This window comes from Alkalibacterium iburiense (genome assembly GCF_039521845.1).
GTDB lineage: Bacteria > Bacillota > Bacilli > Lactobacillales > Carnobacteriaceae_A > Alkalibacterium > Alkalibacterium iburiense.
The window spans coordinates 12873-33034 of the sequence record NZ_BAAACW010000137.1; the positions used below are offsets into that span (position 1 = coordinate 12873).

General features: G+C 38.4%; 15 protein-coding genes. 8 read left to right on the forward strand and 7 right to left on the reverse strand.

Features of this window, described 5'->3' with window-relative positions:
* Nucleotides 1-35: 35 nt before the first annotated feature.
* The 3 genes from treC to ABDZ53_RS10885 form a co-directional block, all read right to left on the reverse strand.
* Nucleotides 36-1688, reverse strand: a complete 1653-nt coding sequence (gene treC / locus ABDZ53_RS10875) for an alpha,alpha-phosphotrehalase (protein ID WP_343756464.1) — start codon at nucleotides 1686-1688, stop codon at nucleotides 36-38.
* 168 nt (nucleotides 1689-1856) lie between these two features.
* Nucleotides 1857-3314, reverse strand: a complete 1458-nt coding sequence (treP, locus tag ABDZ53_RS10880) for a PTS system trehalose-specific EIIBC component (protein ID WP_343756466.1) — start codon at nucleotides 3312-3314, stop codon at nucleotides 1857-1859.
* Between the two features lie 175 nt (nucleotides 3315-3489).
* The gene (locus ABDZ53_RS10885; RefSeq protein WP_343756467.1) at nucleotides 3490-4791 is read right to left on the reverse strand and encodes a bifunctional folylpolyglutamate synthase/dihydrofolate synthase; all 1302 of its coding nucleotides are present in this window, start codon (nucleotides 4789-4791) and stop codon (nucleotides 3490-3492) included.
* A gap of 527 nt (nucleotides 4792-5318) precedes the next feature.
* Between ABDZ53_RS10885 and ABDZ53_RS10890 the strand changes: the two genes are divergently transcribed.
* From ABDZ53_RS10890 to ABDZ53_RS10905, 4 genes are all read left to right on the forward strand, one after another.
* Nucleotides 5319-9308, forward strand: a complete 3990-nt coding sequence (locus tag ABDZ53_RS10890; protein ID WP_343756469.1) for a Cna B-type domain-containing protein — start codon at nucleotides 5319-5321, stop codon at nucleotides 9306-9308.
* A 1-nt stretch (nucleotide 9309) separates the two neighbouring features.
* Nucleotides 9310-11031, forward strand: coding sequence for a SpaA isopeptide-forming pilin-related protein (locus ABDZ53_RS10895; RefSeq protein WP_343756471.1), 1722 nt, complete (start codon nucleotides 9310-9312; stop codon nucleotides 11029-11031).
* A 99-nt stretch (nucleotides 11032-11130) separates the two neighbouring features.
* The gene (locus tag ABDZ53_RS10900) at nucleotides 11131-12018 is read left to right on the forward strand and encodes a class C sortase (protein WP_343756473.1); all 888 of its coding nucleotides are present in this window, start codon (nucleotides 11131-11133) and stop codon (nucleotides 12016-12018) included.
* Entirely contained in the window at nucleotides 12015-12746 is a 732-nt protein-coding gene (locus ABDZ53_RS10905; RefSeq protein WP_343756475.1) for a class C sortase, read from the forward strand. The genes ABDZ53_RS10900 and ABDZ53_RS10905 overlap by 4 nt, the downstream gene beginning before the upstream one ends.
* 79 nt (nucleotides 12747-12825) lie before the next feature.
* Here the strand turns inward: ABDZ53_RS10905 and jag are convergent, their stop codons facing one another.
* From jag to rpmH, 4 genes are all read right to left on the reverse strand, one after another.
* The gene (gene jag, locus ABDZ53_RS10910; RefSeq protein WP_343756477.1) at nucleotides 12826-13695 is read right to left on the reverse strand and encodes an RNA-binding cell elongation regulator Jag/EloR; all 870 of its coding nucleotides are present in this window, start codon (nucleotides 13693-13695) and stop codon (nucleotides 12826-12828) included.
* 71 nt (nucleotides 13696-13766) lie between these two features.
* Nucleotides 13767-14567, reverse strand: a complete 801-nt coding sequence (locus tag ABDZ53_RS10915; protein WP_343756529.1) for a YidC/Oxa1 family membrane protein insertase — start codon at nucleotides 14565-14567, stop codon at nucleotides 13767-13769.
* Nucleotides 14568-14644: 77 nt separating this feature from the next.
* On the reverse strand, nucleotides 14645-14989 hold the full coding sequence (gene rnpA, locus ABDZ53_RS10920; RefSeq protein ID WP_343756479.1) for a ribonuclease P protein component: 345 nt from the start codon (nucleotides 14987-14989) through the stop codon (nucleotides 14645-14647).
* A gap of 95 nt (nucleotides 14990-15084) precedes the next feature.
* Nucleotides 15085-15225 carry a 50S ribosomal protein L34 gene (rpmH, locus tag ABDZ53_RS10925; protein WP_343756481.1) on the reverse strand — a complete coding sequence of 47 codons (141 nt, stop codon included), beginning with the start codon at nucleotides 15223-15225 and terminating at the stop codon, nucleotides 15085-15087.
* Between the two features lie 544 nt (nucleotides 15226-15769).
* Between rpmH and dnaA the strand changes: the two genes are divergently transcribed.
* The 4 genes from dnaA (at nucleotide 15770) to recF (ending at nucleotide 20152) form a co-directional block, all read left to right on the forward strand.
* Nucleotides 15770-17092, forward strand: coding sequence for a chromosomal replication initiator protein DnaA (dnaA, locus tag ABDZ53_RS10930; protein WP_343756483.1), 1323 nt, complete (start codon nucleotides 15770-15772; stop codon nucleotides 17090-17092).
* 186 nt (nucleotides 17093-17278) lie between these two features.
* Complete coding sequence (gene dnaN / locus ABDZ53_RS10935; RefSeq protein WP_343756485.1) at nucleotides 17279-18418, forward strand: DNA polymerase III subunit beta; 1140 nt, start codon at nucleotides 17279-17281, stop codon at nucleotides 18416-18418.
* Nucleotides 18419-18797: 379 nt separating this feature from the next.
* A complete protein-coding gene (gene yaaA, locus ABDZ53_RS10940; RefSeq protein WP_343756487.1) occupies nucleotides 18798-19031 on the forward strand; it encodes a S4 domain-containing protein YaaA in 234 nt (77 codons plus the stop codon).
* Nucleotides 19031-20152, forward strand: a complete 1122-nt coding sequence (gene recF / locus ABDZ53_RS10945) for a DNA replication/repair protein RecF (protein WP_343756489.1) — start codon at nucleotides 19031-19033, stop codon at nucleotides 20150-20152. The genes yaaA and recF overlap by 1 nt, the downstream gene beginning before the upstream one ends.
* Nucleotides 20153-20162 lie beyond the last annotated feature (10 nt).

A 20162-nucleotide genomic window follows, 5' to 3' on the forward strand; every position in this document is an offset into this window, starting at 1 on the left:
TTAACTGGCAGCTTTTTCTCTGTTATTTCAAATTATTATTTTAACAAAAACGCGATTGTTTCGTAAGGTCCCATTTTAAAAGAAGATTCTAATTGTCTTTCGCCACTATTGCCAATCAGGTAAGTGGCATTCATTTCAGCTAATTCATCTGGTATAGTAATGGAATCCTCTTCGGCATAGAAATGATTCAATACTAACAATTTTTCATTATCTAACGTTCTCACGTAGGCAAAAATACTCGGGTGGTCCAATTCTAAAGCCTCATAATCGCCTTCTTGTATGATGGGGTATTCTTTTCTCAAGCGAATAAGCTCTTTATAGTAATTATATATTTTGCGACTGTTTTCTTCATTTTCTGTATTGATTGTTTTATAATTCTCAGCTACTTTCAACCAAGGTTCGCCGTCTGTAAAACCAGCATGTTTAGAGTCATCCCACTGCATTGGCGTACGAGAAGTGTCTCTAGACTTTGCTTTAATAATATCCATGATTTCATCTTCAGATAAGCCTTTTTCTTTTAACTCTTTGTAGGCATTGTGCGTTTCGACATCAACATAGTCATCAATGTCATCAAAATCAGGATTAGTCATTCCAATTTCTTCACCTTGATAAATATAAGGTGTGCCACGCAGGAAATGAATCGTCTGAGCCAGCATGGTTGACGTTTCAACAGGATAATTTTCTGGATCACCAAATCGGCTGTTTGCACGTGGCTGGTCATGGTTATTTAAGAATAAAGCGTTCCAGCCGCCCCCTTCATCCATTCCCACTTGCCATTCGTCTAAAATACGTTTCAGTTCTAAAAAGTCAAACGGCATGGTTGTCCATTTTTCACCCTCTTTATAATCCACTTTTAAGTGGTGGAAACTGAATATCATAGACATTTCTTCTCTGTCTGGATTAGAGTATTTTATACCGTGTTCAACCGTTGTCGAACTCATTTCACCGACTGTAATGATGTCATCGTATTGGCCATACGTTCTTTGGTTGAGTTCATGGATATACTCATGAACGATAGGGGTATCCGTGTAGTGTGACTTCCCTACTCCGTCATCAGCATCTTTCAATTCTTCATCTTTCCCGATAACATTAATCACATCAAAGCGGAATCCTTTGACTCCTTTTTCCAGCCAGAAATTAACGACTTTATATAATTCTTCTCGGACTTCCGGATTGCGCCAGTCTAAATCCGCTTGAGTCACGTCATATAAATGGAGATAATACTTGTCTGTATCCCCAAATTTGGACCATGCTTTCCCGCCAAATTTAGATTCCCAGTTTGTTGGCAAGCTTCCGTCTTCTTGTAGCTCTCTTAAAATGTAATAATCCTGGTACTTTTCCTCTCCTGCTAAAGCCTTCTGAAACCATTCGTGTTCCGTAGAAGTATGGTTGAGCACCATATCTAACATTAAATCAATTCCGTGTTTATTGGCTTCTTCCACTAAAGAATCGAAATCTTCCCATGTTCCAAATAGGGGGTCAATAGACGTATAGTCCGCCACATCGTATCCATTGTCATTTTGAGGAGAAATGTAGAATGGATTCAACCAGAGCATATCTACCCCTAAGTCAGCTAGATACGGCAGTTTCTCTTTTACTCCTTTTAAATCTCCTACCCCGTTTCCATCCGTGTCTTTAAAAGATTTCGGATAAGCTTGATACACAACTTTATCGTGAAAATTTGCCATTGTATTCTTCCTTTCTAATCAATAAAGAAAAGGGCATTCCAAAAATTGATTTATTTTCCAGTCACTGCTGTCTAGAAATATACAATTTACAGGAAATACCCTTTTCAAAAACTCTAAAAATTCATAACGTCTGTCTCATTTAAAGAATAGCGTGTGAGCCGCTTATTCTTATTGACCTAACTTCGGAATCGGTAAGTGGTCATTTTCCCATTTAGTTAAGATACCACGTTTTTCGAATAAGATAGTCAAGGCAATTGGAACAACTATAGCAACGGCCATAGCAATAAGGAATCCAATGTAGTGTTCAGGAATAATAGATAGAATTCCTGGTAATCCCCCTACTCCAATGTTAAAGGCTGCCACATCCATCGCAACGGATATCATACCTGCTAAAGCAGATCCGATCATACCAGCCACAAATGGGTAGACATATTTAATATTGATACCAAACATCGCTGGTTCGGTTACTCCAAGGTAAGCAGAAATCATGGAAGGAATAGAAACAGCCTGTTCCTTTTCATCTCCACGGTGCAACCAGATAATAGCAACAACCGCTGATCCTTGAGCAATATTAGATAAAGCAATCATTGGCCATAAAATGGTTTGTTCGTATTCAGCGACCAGTGATAAGTCTATGGCGTTGGTCATGTGGTGCAATCCTGTAATAACAAGAGGAGCGTAGAGTCCACCAAATATAAAGCCAAATACCCAATTGAATGTTCCAGTTAATCCCCACTGAACGCCTTGTGATAACCACGTGCTTAGCTGCCATCCAATCGGTCCAATAATCGCATGAGAAACAAAAATAGTTGGGATAAGTGCGAATAACGGGACGAATATCATGGCTATGGCTTCAGGTATCACTCTTCTCAGCCATTTTTCAAGATAGACTAGTAAGAAGGCCGCCATCATGGCCGGAATAACTTGTGCCTGATACCCAATCATATCCATTTGGAAGAAACCGAAGTTCCAAGTAGGCACTTCTCCAGCAATAATATCCTCTACTCCATAAGCATTGAGTAGTTGACCAGATACTAATGTTAAACCTAATATAATACCTAAAATTTGAGTGGTTCCCATTTTTCTGGTTACACTCCACGTAATTCCAACTGGTAACATGTGGAAGATAGCTTCCCCAGGCAACCATAAAAAGTGATTGACTCCATCCCAGAATTGAGAGGTTTCGACAATCGTTTGTCCACCTAGCATACCGAATTCTACTTGTTCTAATATATTCCTAAACCCTAAAATCAAACCCCCGATAATAATTGCAGGTATTAATGGGGTAAATATTTCTGCCAATGCGGCCATTAAGCGCTGTAACCAGTGCATGTTTTGCGTGCCCGCTTTTTTCACGTCATCTTTTGAGACGCCTTCTACGCCTGAGACAGCTGAGAATTCATTATAGAAGTCTCCTACTCTATTTCCGACAATAACCTGAAACTGTCCAGCCTGTGTGAACGTTCCTTTTACAGATTCGATGTCTTCTATTCTATCTACATCAGCAGCTGAAGGATCATTCAATACAAATCGCATACGTGTTGCACAGTGAGTCACGGCATTGACGTTATCTTTTCCGCCTATGGCATCCAGTAGCTCTTGTGCATCTTTATTAAAATCTGCCACTTTCTTCTCCTCCTTATTTATTAACTTGTATATACAAGTTCTTTGTTCGATTTAACTATACTCCACCTTTTTTGAAAATGCAAGCGGTTTTATTCCTTTAACTCCTTTCTTATTTCTTTATTATTCAATTTTAACATTCTATCTTATTTACGTGTATTAAAAACCCTTCACAGCATTAAATACTGTAAAGGGTTTCGGATATTTGCTTCCATTTTTCTCTAAATTCTCCAATTAAATATAGAGACCCGAACACAATAATTTTGTCTGAATCATCGGATTCATTTTTCAGGGTATCTATAACAGAATCAACTGATTCACATGATTTGGACTCTATGCCTTTCTCTCTTATCCAGTCAGAGACTGATTTTGCATCGAAGCCTCTATATTCATCTGGAGAAACAGTGTACATTCTATCCGCAAAAGGAAGCATGGTTTCAATCATATCGTGGTACTTTTTGTCTTTCATCATTCCAACAACAAAGGTTAGTTTTTCATTTTTAAACAATGTTTCAATGGTTTCTTTCAGTGAGTGAACACCAGCTGGATTATGAGCCCCATCCAAAATAATGAGAGGCTCATCTGAAATTTTTTCCATTCTTCCAGCCCATCTAGCCTCATCCAAGCCTTTGTGAATAGCTGAGTCATTAATAGGATATCCTTTAGTCTGCAGTATCTCAATCGCTTCTATTGCGAGACAAGCATTCATAACCTGATGCATTCCAATTAAATGAATCCTTACCTGTTTGAAGCATTTATATGAAAAGACAGATGTATTTTCTGTTAGAACCAAGTTCCTTACATCAGCCGCTTTTACTTTTATGGCTTTAGCTCGGCGTTCTCTTGCTTTTTCATAAAAAATAGTTTCAAGGTTTTCTTCCATTTCCGAAAAGACTAAAGCCCCGTTTTCCTTAATGATTCCTGCCTTTTCTCGTGCAATCGATTCTTTGGAATCCCCTAATACTTTCATATGATCGAGCCCTATTGACGTGATGACTGCAACTTCTGGAGTAGGGATAGTATTTGTCGCATCCAGTCGTCCACCGATACCGGCTTCTAAAATAACCAGTTCACACTTATTTTCTGCAAAATACAAAAACGCAACAGCCGTTAAGATTTCAAAAGAATAGAGTTTTTCATTTAATTCATTTTCCACTTCATCAACGAAAGGAGCGACTGTTTCAGTTATTCGAATAAAGTCCTGATCCGTTATATTTATTTGATTAACACGAATACGTTCATTTATCTTTTCTAGATGAGGAGATGTAAACACACCGGTTTTAATAGTGGTTTGTTCTAAAATAGCTGATAGGAAACTTGCGGTAGAGCCTTTTCCATTTGTTCCTGCAATATGAATGAACTGGAGCTTATTTTGGGGATTTCCCAGTTTATCAAGCAAGGCCTTCATTCTGTTTAAACTTTCCTTTTTACCGTTACCTCTATTGGTGTTGACGAGACTAATAACATCTGTCATATCCATACAAGGCCCCCCTTTAATCAATATTTCAACTCATACTAGTATACAATACTTTTCCTAAATAGTAAGAATTTTCAGAGGATTAAACTCTTTTAAATATTTTTATAGATAAGTGTTGACATTCTTAAAAGTATAAATTATACTCTACTCAATCGAAGTATATTTATACATAACACACAACCCTTACTTATTTTTCTCCCCCCCAAACACTATTCAAAGTGTCTGTTCCAACAATCCATGTATTCTTTTAGATATGCTCATCCGTCCCTTCTATTTTTCATGCCTTTTTTTACTCAAACCCCATCATTATTATTCTTTAACACTTCTATCATAAATCTTACCTTATTCCTTTACTTCCCTTTTAAAATCCTGAATAATCTTTTCAAAACCTATACCCTTATTTCCCATACCTTATTTCTATCCTTTTTTAACCATGTGCCGACCTTTAAGGAGGTGAGGACTTCTGCCCAACATAATTGAATATGTCCCTCAGCCGTCATCAGTACACTAGTTACGGAGGTGTAAATAATGTGAATAATCAACATAAACCCTTGCACACACATATCATCACACTCTTGTTCGTTCTTTTCCAATTCATCCAATTTGTTCCTTCGAGTTTAGTTTCCTCCTTAAATGCATCAGCTGAGACCAACAATGCAATGACTCTGTTTTCGGATGCGTCCGGCTCAGGAAAAGCAACATGGTCTTTAAGTGAAGACGGAAAACTCGTTACTTGGAATGTAAGCATCACACAAAATGAATCGGAAACAGAAGCCGCATCAAGCGTGGAAGTGGTCTTACCAGCCAATGTTGGTCCCCCACAGATTGTGTCTGCAACACCGTCTGGCGTGTTCACACCGTCAGGTAATCGTTATCGTTTCAATTCCCCTTCTTCAACCACAGCAGAAACTCTCCACCTCAAATTTACGACCTCAGTCAGTGACTCTACCTCTCAAAGCCTTGAATTCAAAATAGGTGCTTCCATACATGCTGAAGATGAGACAGCAGCCGCTTCACTTCATTCAGTATCCATCCCTAACAAACTGGCTCAGATAGAAGCTCAACGACTCTCAGAAGAAAAAGTTGAGGCTGAAAGATTAGCTGCTGAGAAAGCTGAAGCCGAACGAATCGCTGAAGAAGAACATCTGGCAGCGGAAAAAGAAGTTAAGAACACCGAGGATAAAGAAGAAAAGTCTAAGACAGAAAAACTAGAGAACCAAAGTCTTGAAGACGAGACTTCTCAAAATAATTCTTCCAAAGAAAAGAAAGAGTTTGCTGAAGAAGAGATAGAATACTCTATACCATCCTCAATAGAAGAGGAAAAAGAAGAAAAGACTTCAGATTCTGAACGGGAAGAGGACGTGGAAATCGAAGTTGAGGCTGAGTTTGTCGAAGAAGAATACGATCCAGGCGATATGCTGGATGGTTTCCAAGCGACTAGCCACCCAGCTAACCCCACTCCTATCACTCATTTTGCTCCAGGTAGTTTGGGTGCCGCAAAGACTCCTCAGAAAAACACAAGAGCTTTGATGATCCAACAGACGACCGACTTACAACCGGGTGAAGTCAGAACAAATAAAACGGCATCACCAGTGGATGGAATGGTCAATACCTGGGATATAATTGTTCGTATAGAAGGAAGGGACGCTCAGGAAGTTGAAACGACTGATGTTGTCTTAGTCATTGACCGTTCTGGAAGTATGGCAGATAATAATCGGATGCAAAATGCTAAATCTGCAGCCATCAATTTTATAAATACCATGATTCCAGCCGATCCTTATTTACGTATTGCAGTCGTATCTTATTCCAGTAATCATGATGGCGCCCAATTAATCACTATTAATAGTCAGTTTTCTAATAATACACAAACATTAAGAAATGCTGTTAACTCTTTAACTGCTGCAGGAGGAACCCATACACAAGCTGGGATTATTCAAGGTCAATCTTTATTAAATGGTTCAAGTGCAGACAATAAATTTATGGTCCTGCTATCCGATGGAGAACCAACTTTTAGTTATGAACCAAGCAGCTGGTCAACTGGTCTTCCTTCATGGGGAACCTCTGGCGGGATTCAAGCTAACAGACAACAAACCGGTATATATGACGGCAATTTTAACACTAATACAGTTGTCGGAACGGGTAGTGATTTGACAGAAAGCTATACCTACTCAGTCGGATGGTTATTCCCTACAAGATACAGAAGACACGTTCACAATGGGTTCGCTGCTATAAAAGCAGGTGAAGATGCTCGAGCTGGTTTTGATGGCTTATTTACCATCGCTGTTGAAGCAGGAACAACTGGAACAAGTATATTAAATAGCATTTCCTCTCCAGGTATGTCTTATTCAACAGATAACCCTGAAGAATTAGCTGAAATTTACGAGAGGATTGGAGCTCAAATCTCCACTCAGTATGCCCTTCGAAACGTCAAATTGACGGATCAAATGGGTGATGGCTTTAGTTTAGTGGAAGGAACGATTCACACTTCAGAAGGAACGACTTCTGTCGAAAGCACTGATACAATCACCTGGACGATTAATCCAGCTGTAGATAAGCTCGTCGAAGGAACAGAAGATGTCCGTTATGCAGAGTTGACTTATCGTGTAGATATCAATGACGACATTTTAAATCTGGATGGGGCAAAAACAGATGAACATCGACTATTCGATACGAATAAAATCACCCGTTTAACCTATACAGATTCGAACAATCAAAATAAGACGGTGAATATTGCATCACCAAAAGTCGATCCAGTTCTTCTGAAAGTAGCTAAACGAATAGAAGGTTCAGAGCTAGATGACAGGCAATTTGTTGTGGAAGTGTCCAATGACGCTGTTGGTTACACTCATAGTGAACAACTCATTCCAAACCATGACTATACTTGGGTCACCACTTTACGTCACGAAGGCCTCTATAGCGTAGAAGAAACAGGAATCACCGGACTAGGAGAAACGGATTTAGACCGATTTATCATCTCTTACCAAGTGGATGGCGAGGACACATCAACATTTGAAGTCAATCATATTAAGGGTATTCCACGAGGAGATATCACCGTTGAGGTCACAAACCAAGAAATAACTTTCATTGATTTAACCGCAGTTAAAGTTTGGGAAGGTGGTCCGGAAGAAAATAAAAATCCTGTCGAATTGACATTATGGCGTACAACAGACGGAACAACTCTTACTGAGGTAGGAGTAAATCCTGAGGTCACCCCTGCAGAAGGGCCCGCAGATGAGTTTACCTATACTTGGTCTGAATTGCCTAGTCGAATGTCTGATGGTACAGACTATACGTACTACTTCACTGAGTTGGAAGTAGAAGGGTACACTCGAGTGTATGAAAATTATACAACTATAAGTGGAGAATTATATGGTGTATTTGACGCTAACTATAAAGGAATGGTCACTAATACCTTCCAAATTCCTAGAGATACCATTCAAGCAACTAAAAAATGGGTAAACGGAAAAACCGTTCGACCTGATTTATGGTTCCAATTACGACGAACTGTAGAACATCTTGAAATAGATGAAGCAGTGGATATCATGAAACTGCCTGCTGCCACTGAATCAGTAGAGACAGTATCTGTCAGCTTTGAAAATATTGAACAGACAGACAGCGAAGGGAATGATTATTCATTTTATGTTGTGGAAGGATTCTACGATGAGGATAAAGATGAGTTTACTCCTGGAGTACCTGAAAACTTTGTACAGTCAGGAGAAGGGCTAGCCCTATTAAATACGTACATCATCCCTCAATTAGAAATCTCAGGTACAAAAACATGGATTAACGACACTGCAATGCACAGACCAAGCGTTTTAAAGATAGCGTTGAATCGAATAACTGAAGAAGATAGCTTGGAACTTGTAGCGGAAGTAGATGTCACTCCAGACGAAGACGGTATATGGTTCTATGACTTTGGTGAACAGGACAAGACAGATAGTAACGGAAACGCTTACGTTTACTCTATCACAGAATCTGTTCCTCAAAACTATAACGAGACATATGCTGATGGGTACTATGTTGATGACGTTCTCCATCTTGATGTCAGAAATTCATTAGTCATGGGCGACCTCTACATCCAGAAAACAGACAGAGATGGCTCCCCTATCCTAGATAACCCTGCAGAATTTAGATTAACTCGAATAGATCCGGAAGAAGCCAATCCTTTTACGATGACTTTATCGACAGATGCTGAAGGCAAACTCGTCTTTACAGACCTGCTTGCTGGAACTTATCTCTTGGAAGAAACAAAAGCACCGCTAGGATTTAATCTGTATCCTGACGATTTTGTCGTCGTTGTCGAAAAAGGAGAAAATGGTGAAACAATTGTTAGAGTTGACAAGATTCTCATCACGGAAGAGCATCCATTAGTCATCAGAAATCACCCCTCACAATCCCTGCCTGATACGGGAAGCATGGGAACGACAGTCTTTACACTACTCGGCCTTGCCTTAATGGGAGGAACAGTTTACGGTTTCAAGAAATCTAAAAACAAAAAACATAATCAAAGGAGCGAGTAAAATGACAAAACGAACACGACGCTTAGCGGGATTACTCATGGGATTATTAATGGTCCTTTCCATTATTTTACCCACTGTAGCGATGGCCGCAAGTCCAAGACCGGATAAAGGAAACCTGCATATCCACAAAGTACAGACGAACTATGACCCATTCAATGACGCATTAATCACTAACGATGGATTATCCCAGGATTTACCAGCTGATGCTACTTTCCTAGAAGGAGCTGAATTCAGTGTCTATAGAGTAGCCGATGATGCTGATATAACTGTAGATGTTTCAGAATTAACGCCAATTGTGAAACAAACTGACGAAAATGGTTTAGCTTTGTTTAACAATCTACCTAAAGGCCGATACTACGTTGTAGAAACAGACACACCTAAAGGGGTCGAAGAATTCAGCGGTCCATTCCTAGTGGATGTCCCTATGATGAACCCAGATGGTCGGGAATGGAATAAAAACGTCCATGTGTATCCTAAAAACCAATTAATTCTTGGCGCCGTTGAATTAATTAAATGGGCTGAAGACGGTAAAACCGGCCTACCTGGTGCGGAATTCAGTCTCTTCAAAGTAGGTAAGCACGCTGACGAAGAAATCGCTTCTGAACTAACCACCGGTACAGATGGTAAAATTTTCGTTGGAGATTTAGTTGTTGGGAATTACTATTTCGTTGAAACACGTGCTCCTGAAGGATACGGTTTGAACAAAACGCCTATTCCTTTTGAAGTTACAAAAAGTGATCATGCTTACGGTGTAGGTAATAACTTAGGAAACTTAGTAGATGACAAAGTTATTCGCGAAGGAGTCGCACTTGTCAACTACGACTTACCTGAAATTAACAAGTACGTGACGTCCATGGAACAGTTATATGACTCAGCCGATTTCTTTGAAACCGTCACATGGATTATTCGAGCTGATGTTCCAGGAGACATTAAAGATGCTGAAAGCTTTGTTATTACTGATACATTCGGAAAGGCCCTTACCTATGATGGTAACTTAACGGTTCTAGCTGATAACCAAGCCTTTTCCAATTTCAGTGTATCTGGTGTTACTTTAGGATCTGAGGGTGGCTCTCTCGTCCTTGATTTTGACGTAGACGCACTTGATGGTGTAGATGAGCTCATTATTAGCTTTGATACGTTCATCAATGAGAATGCCATCATGGGACTAGACTATGAAAACGAAGTAAAACTTGATTTCAATAACGGTCACCATGTCTATACTTCTCGCCCTGAAGAAAATCCTTTCGTCCATACTGGAGGGAAAGCATTCATAAAAATTAATACAGCTCATGAAGCGCTTGAAGGTGCCGAGTTCGTCATCCATAATGGAAACGGTAAATACCTTCAATCTGATTATACTTGGGGATCTAAAGGCACTGCCAGAGTATTTAAATCAAAAGCAGATGGCACCTTTGATGTGAAAGGTCTAGCTTATGGCGATTACTACCTTGAAGAAACCAAAGCTCCTAATGTAGGCGGTGTACAGTACCGACTCTTAGAAAAAGACTTCAAATTTACTGTCAATGCGAATAGCTACTACACTGACCCATCTGCCATCACTTCCGCTACTGCTGATCCTACTGCAGAATCAGCAAAAATCAAAAACAGCCCTGAAATGAAGTTACCTCAAACAGGTGGCATGGGCACTCTCGTATTCAGCCTTTTGGGTATAGGTTTAATGGGTACATCCGCTAAACTATACAAAAAAGTTGAAAAAAAATAATAGTTCATTAATTAACCTCGAAAGGGATGGGGTCTATCCCATCCCTTTCCTATAAATACCTCGTCATACCAGCTATCCTCGAGAGAAGGGAGGGATTTCATGAAAAAACTCCGGGCTACTCTATCTAACTTCTCCAAGTCCAGTATCCTTTTAAGTTTAGGATTCTTAACAGGTTTAATGATTTTCTTGTATCCCGTTGTCACTCAAATCTATTCTCAGTTCACTCAAACACGCGTAATAGACACCTTTCAAGAATCCCTCTCTTCTTTATCTGAACAGGAAATAGATGAATATAAAAACCAGCTTACCGCTTACAATGAATCTTTAGCAGGTGAAGAGTCTACTATTACCGATCCTTTTGCAGAAACCGATGACAGCAGTCAACCGGTCTCTGCTTCAGGTGGTGTCAGCTCATATAATGTCTTTACAGAGCAATTAGGCGCTGTCATCGGTCAAATTGACTTGCCTACTATCAACGCTTCCCTTCCCATATATGAGGGAACAAGTGAGGCTATTCTTCAAAAAGGCATTGGATGGTTGGATAACACCTCTTTCCCCATAGGCGGAACAGGCACGCACTCGGTCTTAACCGGTCACAGAGGACTTCCTACCTCTCGCCTGTTTACTGACCTCCCTAATATGGAAATGGGAGATGTGTTTTACCTTCACACATTAGATGAGACATTAGCTTATGAGGTGTCAGAGATTCTTGTCGTTCTTCCTCACGAGACTCAACACATTTCTGTCAGAGAAGACGAAGATTTAGTCACTCTTATTACCTGCACACCTTATATGATTAATACCCACCGATTATTGGTAACAGGTGTACGTATCCCATATGTAGAAGAATCTACAGAAAACTCTCGTGAAGAAAGGATAACACCCTATTCACCTTCTTCTCATATGAGTACCCTGTTTTTCGGACTTGTCGTACTCATTCTTATTGCTTTATTTGTCTATAAAAGAAGAAAGGAGTCGGCTTCATGAAGAAAAAGTTAGTTCCCTTCTTTCTTTTTATATTAGGCTTATCTCTCTTTCTATACCCCCATATCGCCCATTATATCAATGATTATGGCATCCAGCAGGACATTAATCGGTTTCAAATGGCCTCTGCGCACCCTTTAGATTCCAATCAGAAAGACGAACTGTATGATGACATGCTGAAATATAATCAGTCACTAAACGAAAACAGCGAGACTACAATTACTGACGTTTTCACCGATGATATTGTAGCCTCTAATCCCTTTTATCAATCGGACGGCACCGGCAAGATGTCTGGTAGTGAGGGGTTAGCACACTCTCATTTATTTGGATCCTCATTTTACTTTTATATTCACATTCCAAAAATAAATGTTGAACTGCCCATCTATGTCGGGGAATCTGAAAATAATCTATTAAAAGGTGCTGTAGTCGTATCCGGGTCTTCTCTTCCACTGGGTGGTTCAGGAACACATGCTGTTCTCGCTGCCCATAGAGGAGCCATTCAGCATCGGATGTTTCTGCATTTGGATCGTTTAGATAAGGGAGATATATTTGAAGTCCATACAATGGAAGGCCCTTTAGTCTACCAAGTGACGGGGACAAAAGTGGTTTATCCCAATGAAGTAGACACGTTAAGTATAAAAAAAGACAAGGACCTCGTTACATTGGTCACCTGTCTTAAATACCCGATGAATGATAGACGTTTACTTGTTTATGGCGAACGGGTTCACTAAAGAATCCATTCTTACTCACTCATGACATAGTGAAGAAAGAGCCTGCGTATGGGACCGCAGGCTCTTTTTAAATTCTTATTTAAATATTAAAATCGTCTTTATCTGCCGGTTCCACTACTAGATAACGGTGCGGTTCTTTTCCTTCAGAATGGGTTTCGACTCCCCCATAATGATTTAAGAAGCGATGAATTTGTTTTCTTTCGTGAGAAGGCATAGGCTCTAATATAACGGGTCTTTTTGTCCGTTTGACTTTATCAGCTGTACGCTTGGCTAGTTGTTCAACTGTTTTTTGACGGCGCTCCCGGTAATTTTCTGCATCCACTCGCGCATATAATTTGTTATCCGCTTCTTGATGCAATTGAATTTGAGCGAGGGTCTGTAAACTGTTTAATACTTTTCCGTGGCGGCCAATAATCAGACCAGCATCTTCTGTCTCAATAGAAAAATGCACTCTTCTATCAGATTGAGACACGGAAACAGTCACATCTTCTACTCCCATTTTTTGAGAAATGCGTTCCAAGTATTTCGCTACATCTTGAATCGCTTGTTCATCTTTTTCATTTGTTTTACTCGGTTCTCTCGTTTCTTTTTCTTCTTTTGGTTCTTCTATTGCTTCTTCTTTTGACTTTACTTCAACCTTATTTTCTCTTTTCGGCTTTTCAGAAGGATTTTTAGGCTCCTCTTTTGGTTCAGTCTTTTCTTCTGGTTTAACAGATGGTTTATCATCGTCCATTTGAATACGCGTTGAAACTAAATCTTCTACTACACTTTTTTGTTCTTTTCTTGTAACGACTACAACAGCATCTCTTTGACCTATACCAAGAAATCCTTTTTTCGATTCTTGAGTCACATCAATAATGGCTTCTTCTTTTGAAATACCTAGAGCATTCAGCGCTTTTTCAATCGCTTCTTCTGTTGTCGGCGCTTGTGCTGTATATTTTTCTTTCATTTAGCTATCCCCCGTTCCCAATCTATTCTCTCCTATAGTTTACCAAATTAAAGTACTGGTGTCAGAACTTTCTATTTTTTTATATTTCTTCCTAACTTCTTCGCTCGTTTAAGCGCTCGTCTTCTTTGACGTTCGGCTTCTCTTTCCTGCTCTAATTTTTCTTCTCGCTCTTTTCTTATTTTGAAAGGATTTTGGAATAAAAGAGTTTGTAGAACTGAAAACCCGTTAGACACTGTGAAATATAAAGCTAAAGCACTAGAAAGACGGAATGTAATGAAGACAATAAATAAAGGCATAACATATGTCATCACTTTCCCACCTGCTTGCTCTCTTCCCATATTCATTAAAACTGAGTTAGCTAATGTAAATATACCCGCTAAAATCGGTAGAATAAAGTAAGGATCCGGCTCCCCTAAGTTAACCCATAAGAAACTTCCTGTTGCTAAGATAGGTGTTCGGTTGACAGCACCGTAGAGAGCAATAAAGACGGGCATTTGTATAAGCATAGGTAAACAGCCCATATAAGGGTTAACTCCCGCTTCACTGTAAAGACGCTGTTGCTCTTCTTTTAACTTTTCTTGCGTTTCTGTATCTCGAGCAGAATATTTCTCTCTTAATTCTTCTAATTGAGGATTCAGCTCATTCATTTGCTGCATATTCTTTTGCTGATAATGTGTAAAGGGAATCATTAAAGCTCTAATGATTATCGTAAATATAATAATACCAATTCCGTAATTACCACCAAATACCTCAGATAACCAGATAATGGCTCTAGCAAAGTTATAGATGACTATGCCATCCCAGAAACCCGTACTGTCTTCTGTAACAGGACCTGTTCCACATGCACTTAAAAAGACGACTAGCCCCAACATTACTAGTACTAGAAGCAATCGCTTACGCTTTTTTAAAAATTCCACATTTTGTTCCTCTTTTCTTTTCACGTTTTCTATTAATGAAGTAATTGAGCTTTACCCAACACATGGATGAGACTTTTCTTTATTTGATGAAAATCCATTTGCTTGACAGGATTTCTCGCAATGACAATAAAATCAAATGACTCTTTCACTTTATCTTCTTGATCCAGTTCGATGAGCACATGTCTGATTTTTCGCTTGATAGCATTTCTCTGAACCGCATTCCCCATTTTTTTCCCTACAGAAAGTCCCACTCTAAAATGAGACTGCTCTTCTTTTTTTAAAGCATAGATGACAAATTGTCTATTTGCCATAGACTCACCCTGATGAAAAACTTTTTGAAAGTCTGATTCTGTTTTAACCCGATAAGCTTTTCTCATCTATGTCCCATCTTTCTGTTTTTGCTAAGTAATAAAAAAAAGGCAACGTGCTCTCACTATAGCTATCAGTAAGATGCTTCCGTCGCCTATCGTCATTAAGCTGAAATTCTTTTTCTTCCTTTACGACGTCTGTTTTGTAATACTCTACGTCCGTTTTTTGTACTCATACGTTTGCGGAATCCATGTACTCTTTGACGTTTACGTTTTTTTGGTTGATATGTTTGTCCTTGTGCCATTCAAAAAACACCTCCTGAATCTTTCCTTTGTCCTCTGTATCTCTCATGCAAATAATAAAATAATAGAGTTTAATTTACTATAGATAGACAGACTATGTCATTTTAGAAAAAAAAAGTGCAAATGTCAAGTAGTATCCGTTGCATTAACTTATTTTGTTCATACTTTTTATATCTAAGACTCGGATAATTATCCCAAATGGTTATCCACAAGCTGTGAAAGAGAAAAGATTCATTTTATTCTATCCCCAATGATATACCCGTCATATCCACAACTCCACACCTGTTAAACAAAGTTATCCACAACCCAATATATTTTGTTAACAACTCTTATTATCCTTGCTACGTTAAGGTTTAAACTCCACTAGTTATCCACATAACCTGTTGAATTATTCTCTCGTTGAATATTCATACACATCTCTGTTACAGTTGTTGATAACTTTTTGGACAGTCTGTTAAAACTTTATCAACAATTAAAGCTGTTGTGGAAAACTGAATCTATACGTGATAAAATAAAAAGTGCATATTAATGGCGAGGAGGAAAAAAATGGAAGATTTACATTCAATATGGAGTTACTTAACAGAAAAGTTCAAAGAAACCTTGTCTAAAGTCAGTTATGATACATGGATTCAAAGTGCCAACCTCGTCAGCCTATCAGAAAATACAATCACTATAGAAGTTCCTTCTACTTTACATAAGGAGTACTGGAAAAATAACTTATCCACTAGAGTAGTTGAATATTTATATGAATTTGTCGGGAGAGAAATAGCTCCCTTATTTGTAACTTCTGAGGAACAGGCTGCAGAAGAAGCCGTTGGAAATAACATGCAGACATTCGAGTCACCTGCTGTATCGAGTACACTAAACAGCAAATACACATTCGATACTTTTGTTATTGGTAAAGGAAATCAAATGGCACACGCAGCTGCTTTAGTGGTTTCAGAAGAGCCTGGAACAATCTATAACCCATTATTCTTTTATGGGGGAGTAGGTTTAGGGAAGACACACTTGATGCATGCCATTGGCCATCAGTACTTGCAGATTAACCCCAATGCAAACATTAAATATGTAACGAGTGAAAATTTTGCGAATGATTTTATCAATTCAATTCAGAATCGAACGCAGGAGAAATTTAGACAAAAATACCGAAATGTCGATTTGTTGTTAGTCGATGATATCCAGTTCTTTGCTGACAAAGAGGGAACCCAGGAGGAGTTTTTCCATACATTTAATGCTTTGTATGATCAGCGTAAGCAAATTGTTCTAACAAGTGATCGCTTGCCAAATGAAATTCCTAAACTGCAGGAACGCTTGGTATCACGCTTTGCGTGGGGCTTATCTGTAGATATCACCCCTCCGGATTTAGAGACGCGTATTGCCATATTAAGAAAGAAAGCAAACGCTGAAGGGCTTGAAATTCCAAACGATGCACTCAGCTATATTGCTGGGCAGATTGATTCGAATATTCGAGAGTTAGAAGGGGCTTTAGTCCGTGTTCAGGCTTATTCCGCCATCCAGCGCAGTGACATCACGACAAGTTTAGCTGCTGATGCATTAAAAAGCATGGTAAAAAATGATTCGAAACAAAATGTATCCATCGCCTCTATTCAGCAAAAAGTTTCTAAGTATTACGATATAACACTAGCGGATTTAAAAGGAAAAAAACGTGTCAGGCAAATTGTTCTGCCCCGACAAATAGCTATGTATCTATCTAGAGAGCTGACAAGTACCTCTTTACCGAAAATTGGAAAAGAATTTGGCGGAAAAGATCATACAACAGTCATTCATGCTCATGAAAAAATAAAAAAACTAGTCGATAGTAATGAGGAAATAAAAGCCGAAGTAGACGAAATCAGAAAAAGTCTGTAAAAAGGGGCTGTGGATAAAACAAAGAGTTAAACACATTCTTATGCACAGGTTATCCACAAGTGGAAAACATTGCTATTGTTGCTCAAAATGAGTTATCCACACTATACACAGGGCCTACTACTATTACTATATTATTTATATACTATATAATATTAAGACACACTATAAAACTATTGGAGGATGCATATGAAATTCACCGTTAACCGATCAGCTTTCTTAAAGAAATTAAAAGATGTGCAATTAGCTGTTTCAGTTCGATCCACTATACCTATATTAACTGGTATTAAATTAATAGCTGATTCTCAAGGAATAAAAATGACAGGGAGTAATTCAGATATTTCTATTGAGACGCTTTTAAGTGCTCATGATGAAAAAGCCAGCTTAGAAATAGAAGAAGAAGGTCAAATTGTTTTACAACCGGCTCGATTCTTTAGCGACATCGTAAATAAATTACCGGATGATCAATTTACTGTTGAAGTAAAAGATAGAGAACAAACGTCTATCACTTCTGCTTCATCATCCTTTGTGATTAATGGGTTAGATGCAGACAATTATCCTCATCTTCCTGAAATTGATACTACTCAATCTTTTACTTTACCTGTCAACTTACTTAAAAAAGTTATCAGACAAACGGTTATAGCTGTCTCTATTCATGAAACACGACCAATTTTGACTGGTGTCCGTTTGATGATTCAAGAGGGTAAATTAAAAGCAGTCGCTACGGATAGCCATCGACTCAGTCAACGAGTTATTCCGATAGAAGGAATGGAAGGCTTATCCCATGATTTAGTTATTCCAGGTAAAAGCTTACAAGAATTAACACGTTTACTTGACGACACTCTTGAAGAAATTGAAGTCGCTATTGCAGAGAATCAGATTTTATTTAAAACTGAAGACACGTATTTTTACTCTCGCTTACTTGAAGGAAATTACCCTGAAACTGATCGTTTAATTCCTGAAACGTCCACAACGAATGTCACTTTAGATGCTCAAGTCCTTCTTGGAGCAGTAGAAAGAGCTTCCTTACTGTCTCATGAAGGAAAAAACAACGTGGTGAAGTTATCTGTAAAAGATAACAGTGTAGAAATTACAGGAAATTCACCAGAAGTTGGTCGAGTCAATGAACAAGTTGCTTACAATGATATTAATGGGGAAGAGATGGAAATTTCTTTCAACCCAGATTATTTAAAACAAGCCCTTGCTACTTTCGGACCGGTAGAAATAACAGTTAAATTGATTTCCACTCTTCGTCCGTTTGTTTTAGTTCCAACGGAGGATACAAACGATTTTATTCAGCTCATTACACCAATCAGAACATCAACTTAATAGCTACAGATAAAATCCGGATATATTCCGGATTTTTAATTTATAAAGGGTGTTAGAGAAGTCTTGTGAAAGTTCGTGTCCTATGCAAAAAAGGAATACTTCTATCAAACCATCGTTTAACATTTTTTCGACCTCTAAAAAAATCTGTCTTGAATCATTTTTTGATACAGAAATCCATAAAAGAGTAAAAAAATTCGTTTTTGAGGCCATTTGATATAAAATGCTGATTTCTTTAAAAGGACAGTAAAATGGATGAGAGAGCTTATTTACCTATATAAATTTGTTTTAACTGGCCATTTAAGGTATAATTAAAGATGAGAAATCAAGTAAACGTGGATTATTTCAATCCACGTCTTTATTTTGTGAGGAGCCGATTAATGTGAAAGAAACCATTCGTATAGAAGGGGAAACTATTACACTCGGTCAATTTCTGAAACACGCAACTATCATTTCAAGTGGAGGGATGGCTAAGCCATTTTTAGCTGAATATGATGTTTGGGTAAACGGAGAACGTGAAAACAGGCGTGGAAAGAAGTTACGCCACGGGGATACCGTTGAAGTAGAAGAAGTAGGCCAATTCATTGTTGAATCTAACCAAAGCGGAGAAAAATAATGTATCTGAAGGATTTAAAACTAAAAGGCTATAGAAATTACGAAGAGGCGACAGCCTTATTTTCTAAAAGTATTAATGTCTTTTTAGGAGAAAATGCTCAAGGTAAAACGAATATGATGGAAAGTATTTATTTACTGGCTATGGCCAGAAGCCACCGAACGGCTAATGACAGGGAATTAATTGGTTGGAATCAGGAATTTGCAAAGGTATATGGAACAGTCGAAAAAAAGAACAACTCTTTTCCACTAGAAATTGTCTTGTCAAAAAAAGGAAAAAAAGCCAAATTAAATCATTTAGAACAGAAAAAGCTGAGTAGCTATATTGGTCATTTGAATGTGATTTTATTTGCCCCTGAAGACTTATCTTTAGTTAAAGGCTCTCCATCTGTGAGAAGAAAATTCTTAGATATGGAGATGGGACAAATGAGTTCTATTTACTTGTACCATCTAGTGGAATATCAAAAAGTTTTAAAACAAAGAAATGCTTATTTGAAACAGCATAAATATAACGGGTCTTTAGATGAAACCTATCTGACTATTTTGAATGAACAATTAGCAGCTGAAGGATCTGAAGTGTTGGCTGAACGCTTTTCCTTTGTAAAACGTCTTGAAAAATGGGCCCAGCCTATCCATTCTGACATTTCTCAGGGAAAAGAAAAGCTGACTTTAGATTACGCTTCATCTGTTTTAACAACTTCCCAAACCGAAAAATCTCAAATTATGACTGATTTACTTCAACAGTATGAGAAAAATAAAAAAAGAGAACGTGAACAAGGAACGACACTTATCGGTCCACACCGAGACGATATTCGTTTTTATGTGAATGACAAAAACGTTCAGACTTACGGATCACAGGGACAACAACGGACGGCTGCTTTGAGTTTAAAATTAGCTGAGATTGAACTGATGAAAGAAATGACGGGGGAGTACCCCGTTTTATTATTGGATGATGTTTTAAGCGAATTGGATGACGACAGGCAAACGCATTTATTAAGAACGATTCAGGACAAAGTTCAAACCTTCTTGACGACAACAAGTCTGGATGGCGTAAAAAAGGAACTATTAGAGAATCCTCGTATTTTTAGAGTGCACAGTGGACAGATAGAAAGAGAGAGTGAGTAAAAAAGTGGCA

What these genes read in the sequence shown, in the direction of transcription:
- treC (WP_343756464.1), bottom strand. Translation starts at nt 1,688, where the DNA reads ATGGCAAATTTTCACGATAAAGTTGTGTATCAAGCTTATCCGAAATCT.
- ABDZ53_RS10885 (WP_343756467.1), bottom strand. Translation starts at nt 4,791, where the DNA reads ATGGATATGACAGATGTTATTAGTCTCGTCAACACCAATAGAGGTAAC.
- ABDZ53_RS10895 (WP_343756471.1), top strand. Translation starts at nt 9,310, where the DNA reads ATGACAAAACGAACACGACGCTTAGCGGGATTACTCATGGGATTATTA.
- ABDZ53_RS10900 (WP_343756473.1), top strand. Translation starts at nt 11,131, where the DNA reads ATGAAAAAACTCCGGGCTACTCTATCTAACTTCTCCAAGTCCAGTATC.
- ABDZ53_RS10905 (WP_343756475.1), top strand. Translation starts at nt 12,015, where the DNA reads ATGAAGAAAAAGTTAGTTCCCTTCTTTCTTTTTATATTAGGCTTATCT.
- jag (WP_343756477.1), bottom strand. Translation starts at nt 13,695, where the DNA reads ATGAAAGAAAAATATACAGCACAAGCGCCGACAACAGAAGAAGCGATT.
- ABDZ53_RS10915 (WP_343756529.1), bottom strand. Translation starts at nt 14,567, where the DNA reads ATGTTGGGGCTAGTCGTCTTTTTAAGTGCATGTGGAACAGGTCCTGTT.
- rnpA (WP_343756479.1), bottom strand. Translation starts at nt 14,989, where the DNA reads ATGAGAAAAGCTTATCGGGTTAAAACAGAATCAGACTTTCAAAAAGTT.
- rpmH (WP_343756481.1), bottom strand. Translation starts at nt 15,225, where the DNA reads ATGGCACAAGGACAAACATATCAACCAAAAAAACGTAAACGTCAAAGA.
- dnaA (WP_343756483.1), top strand. Translation starts at nt 15,770, where the DNA reads ATGGAAGATTTACATTCAATATGGAGTTACTTAACAGAAAAGTTCAAA.
- dnaN (WP_343756485.1), top strand. Translation starts at nt 17,279, where the DNA reads ATGAAATTCACCGTTAACCGATCAGCTTTCTTAAAGAAATTAAAAGAT.
- recF (WP_343756489.1), top strand. Translation starts at nt 19,031, where the DNA reads ATGTATCTGAAGGATTTAAAACTAAAAGGCTATAGAAATTACGAAGAG.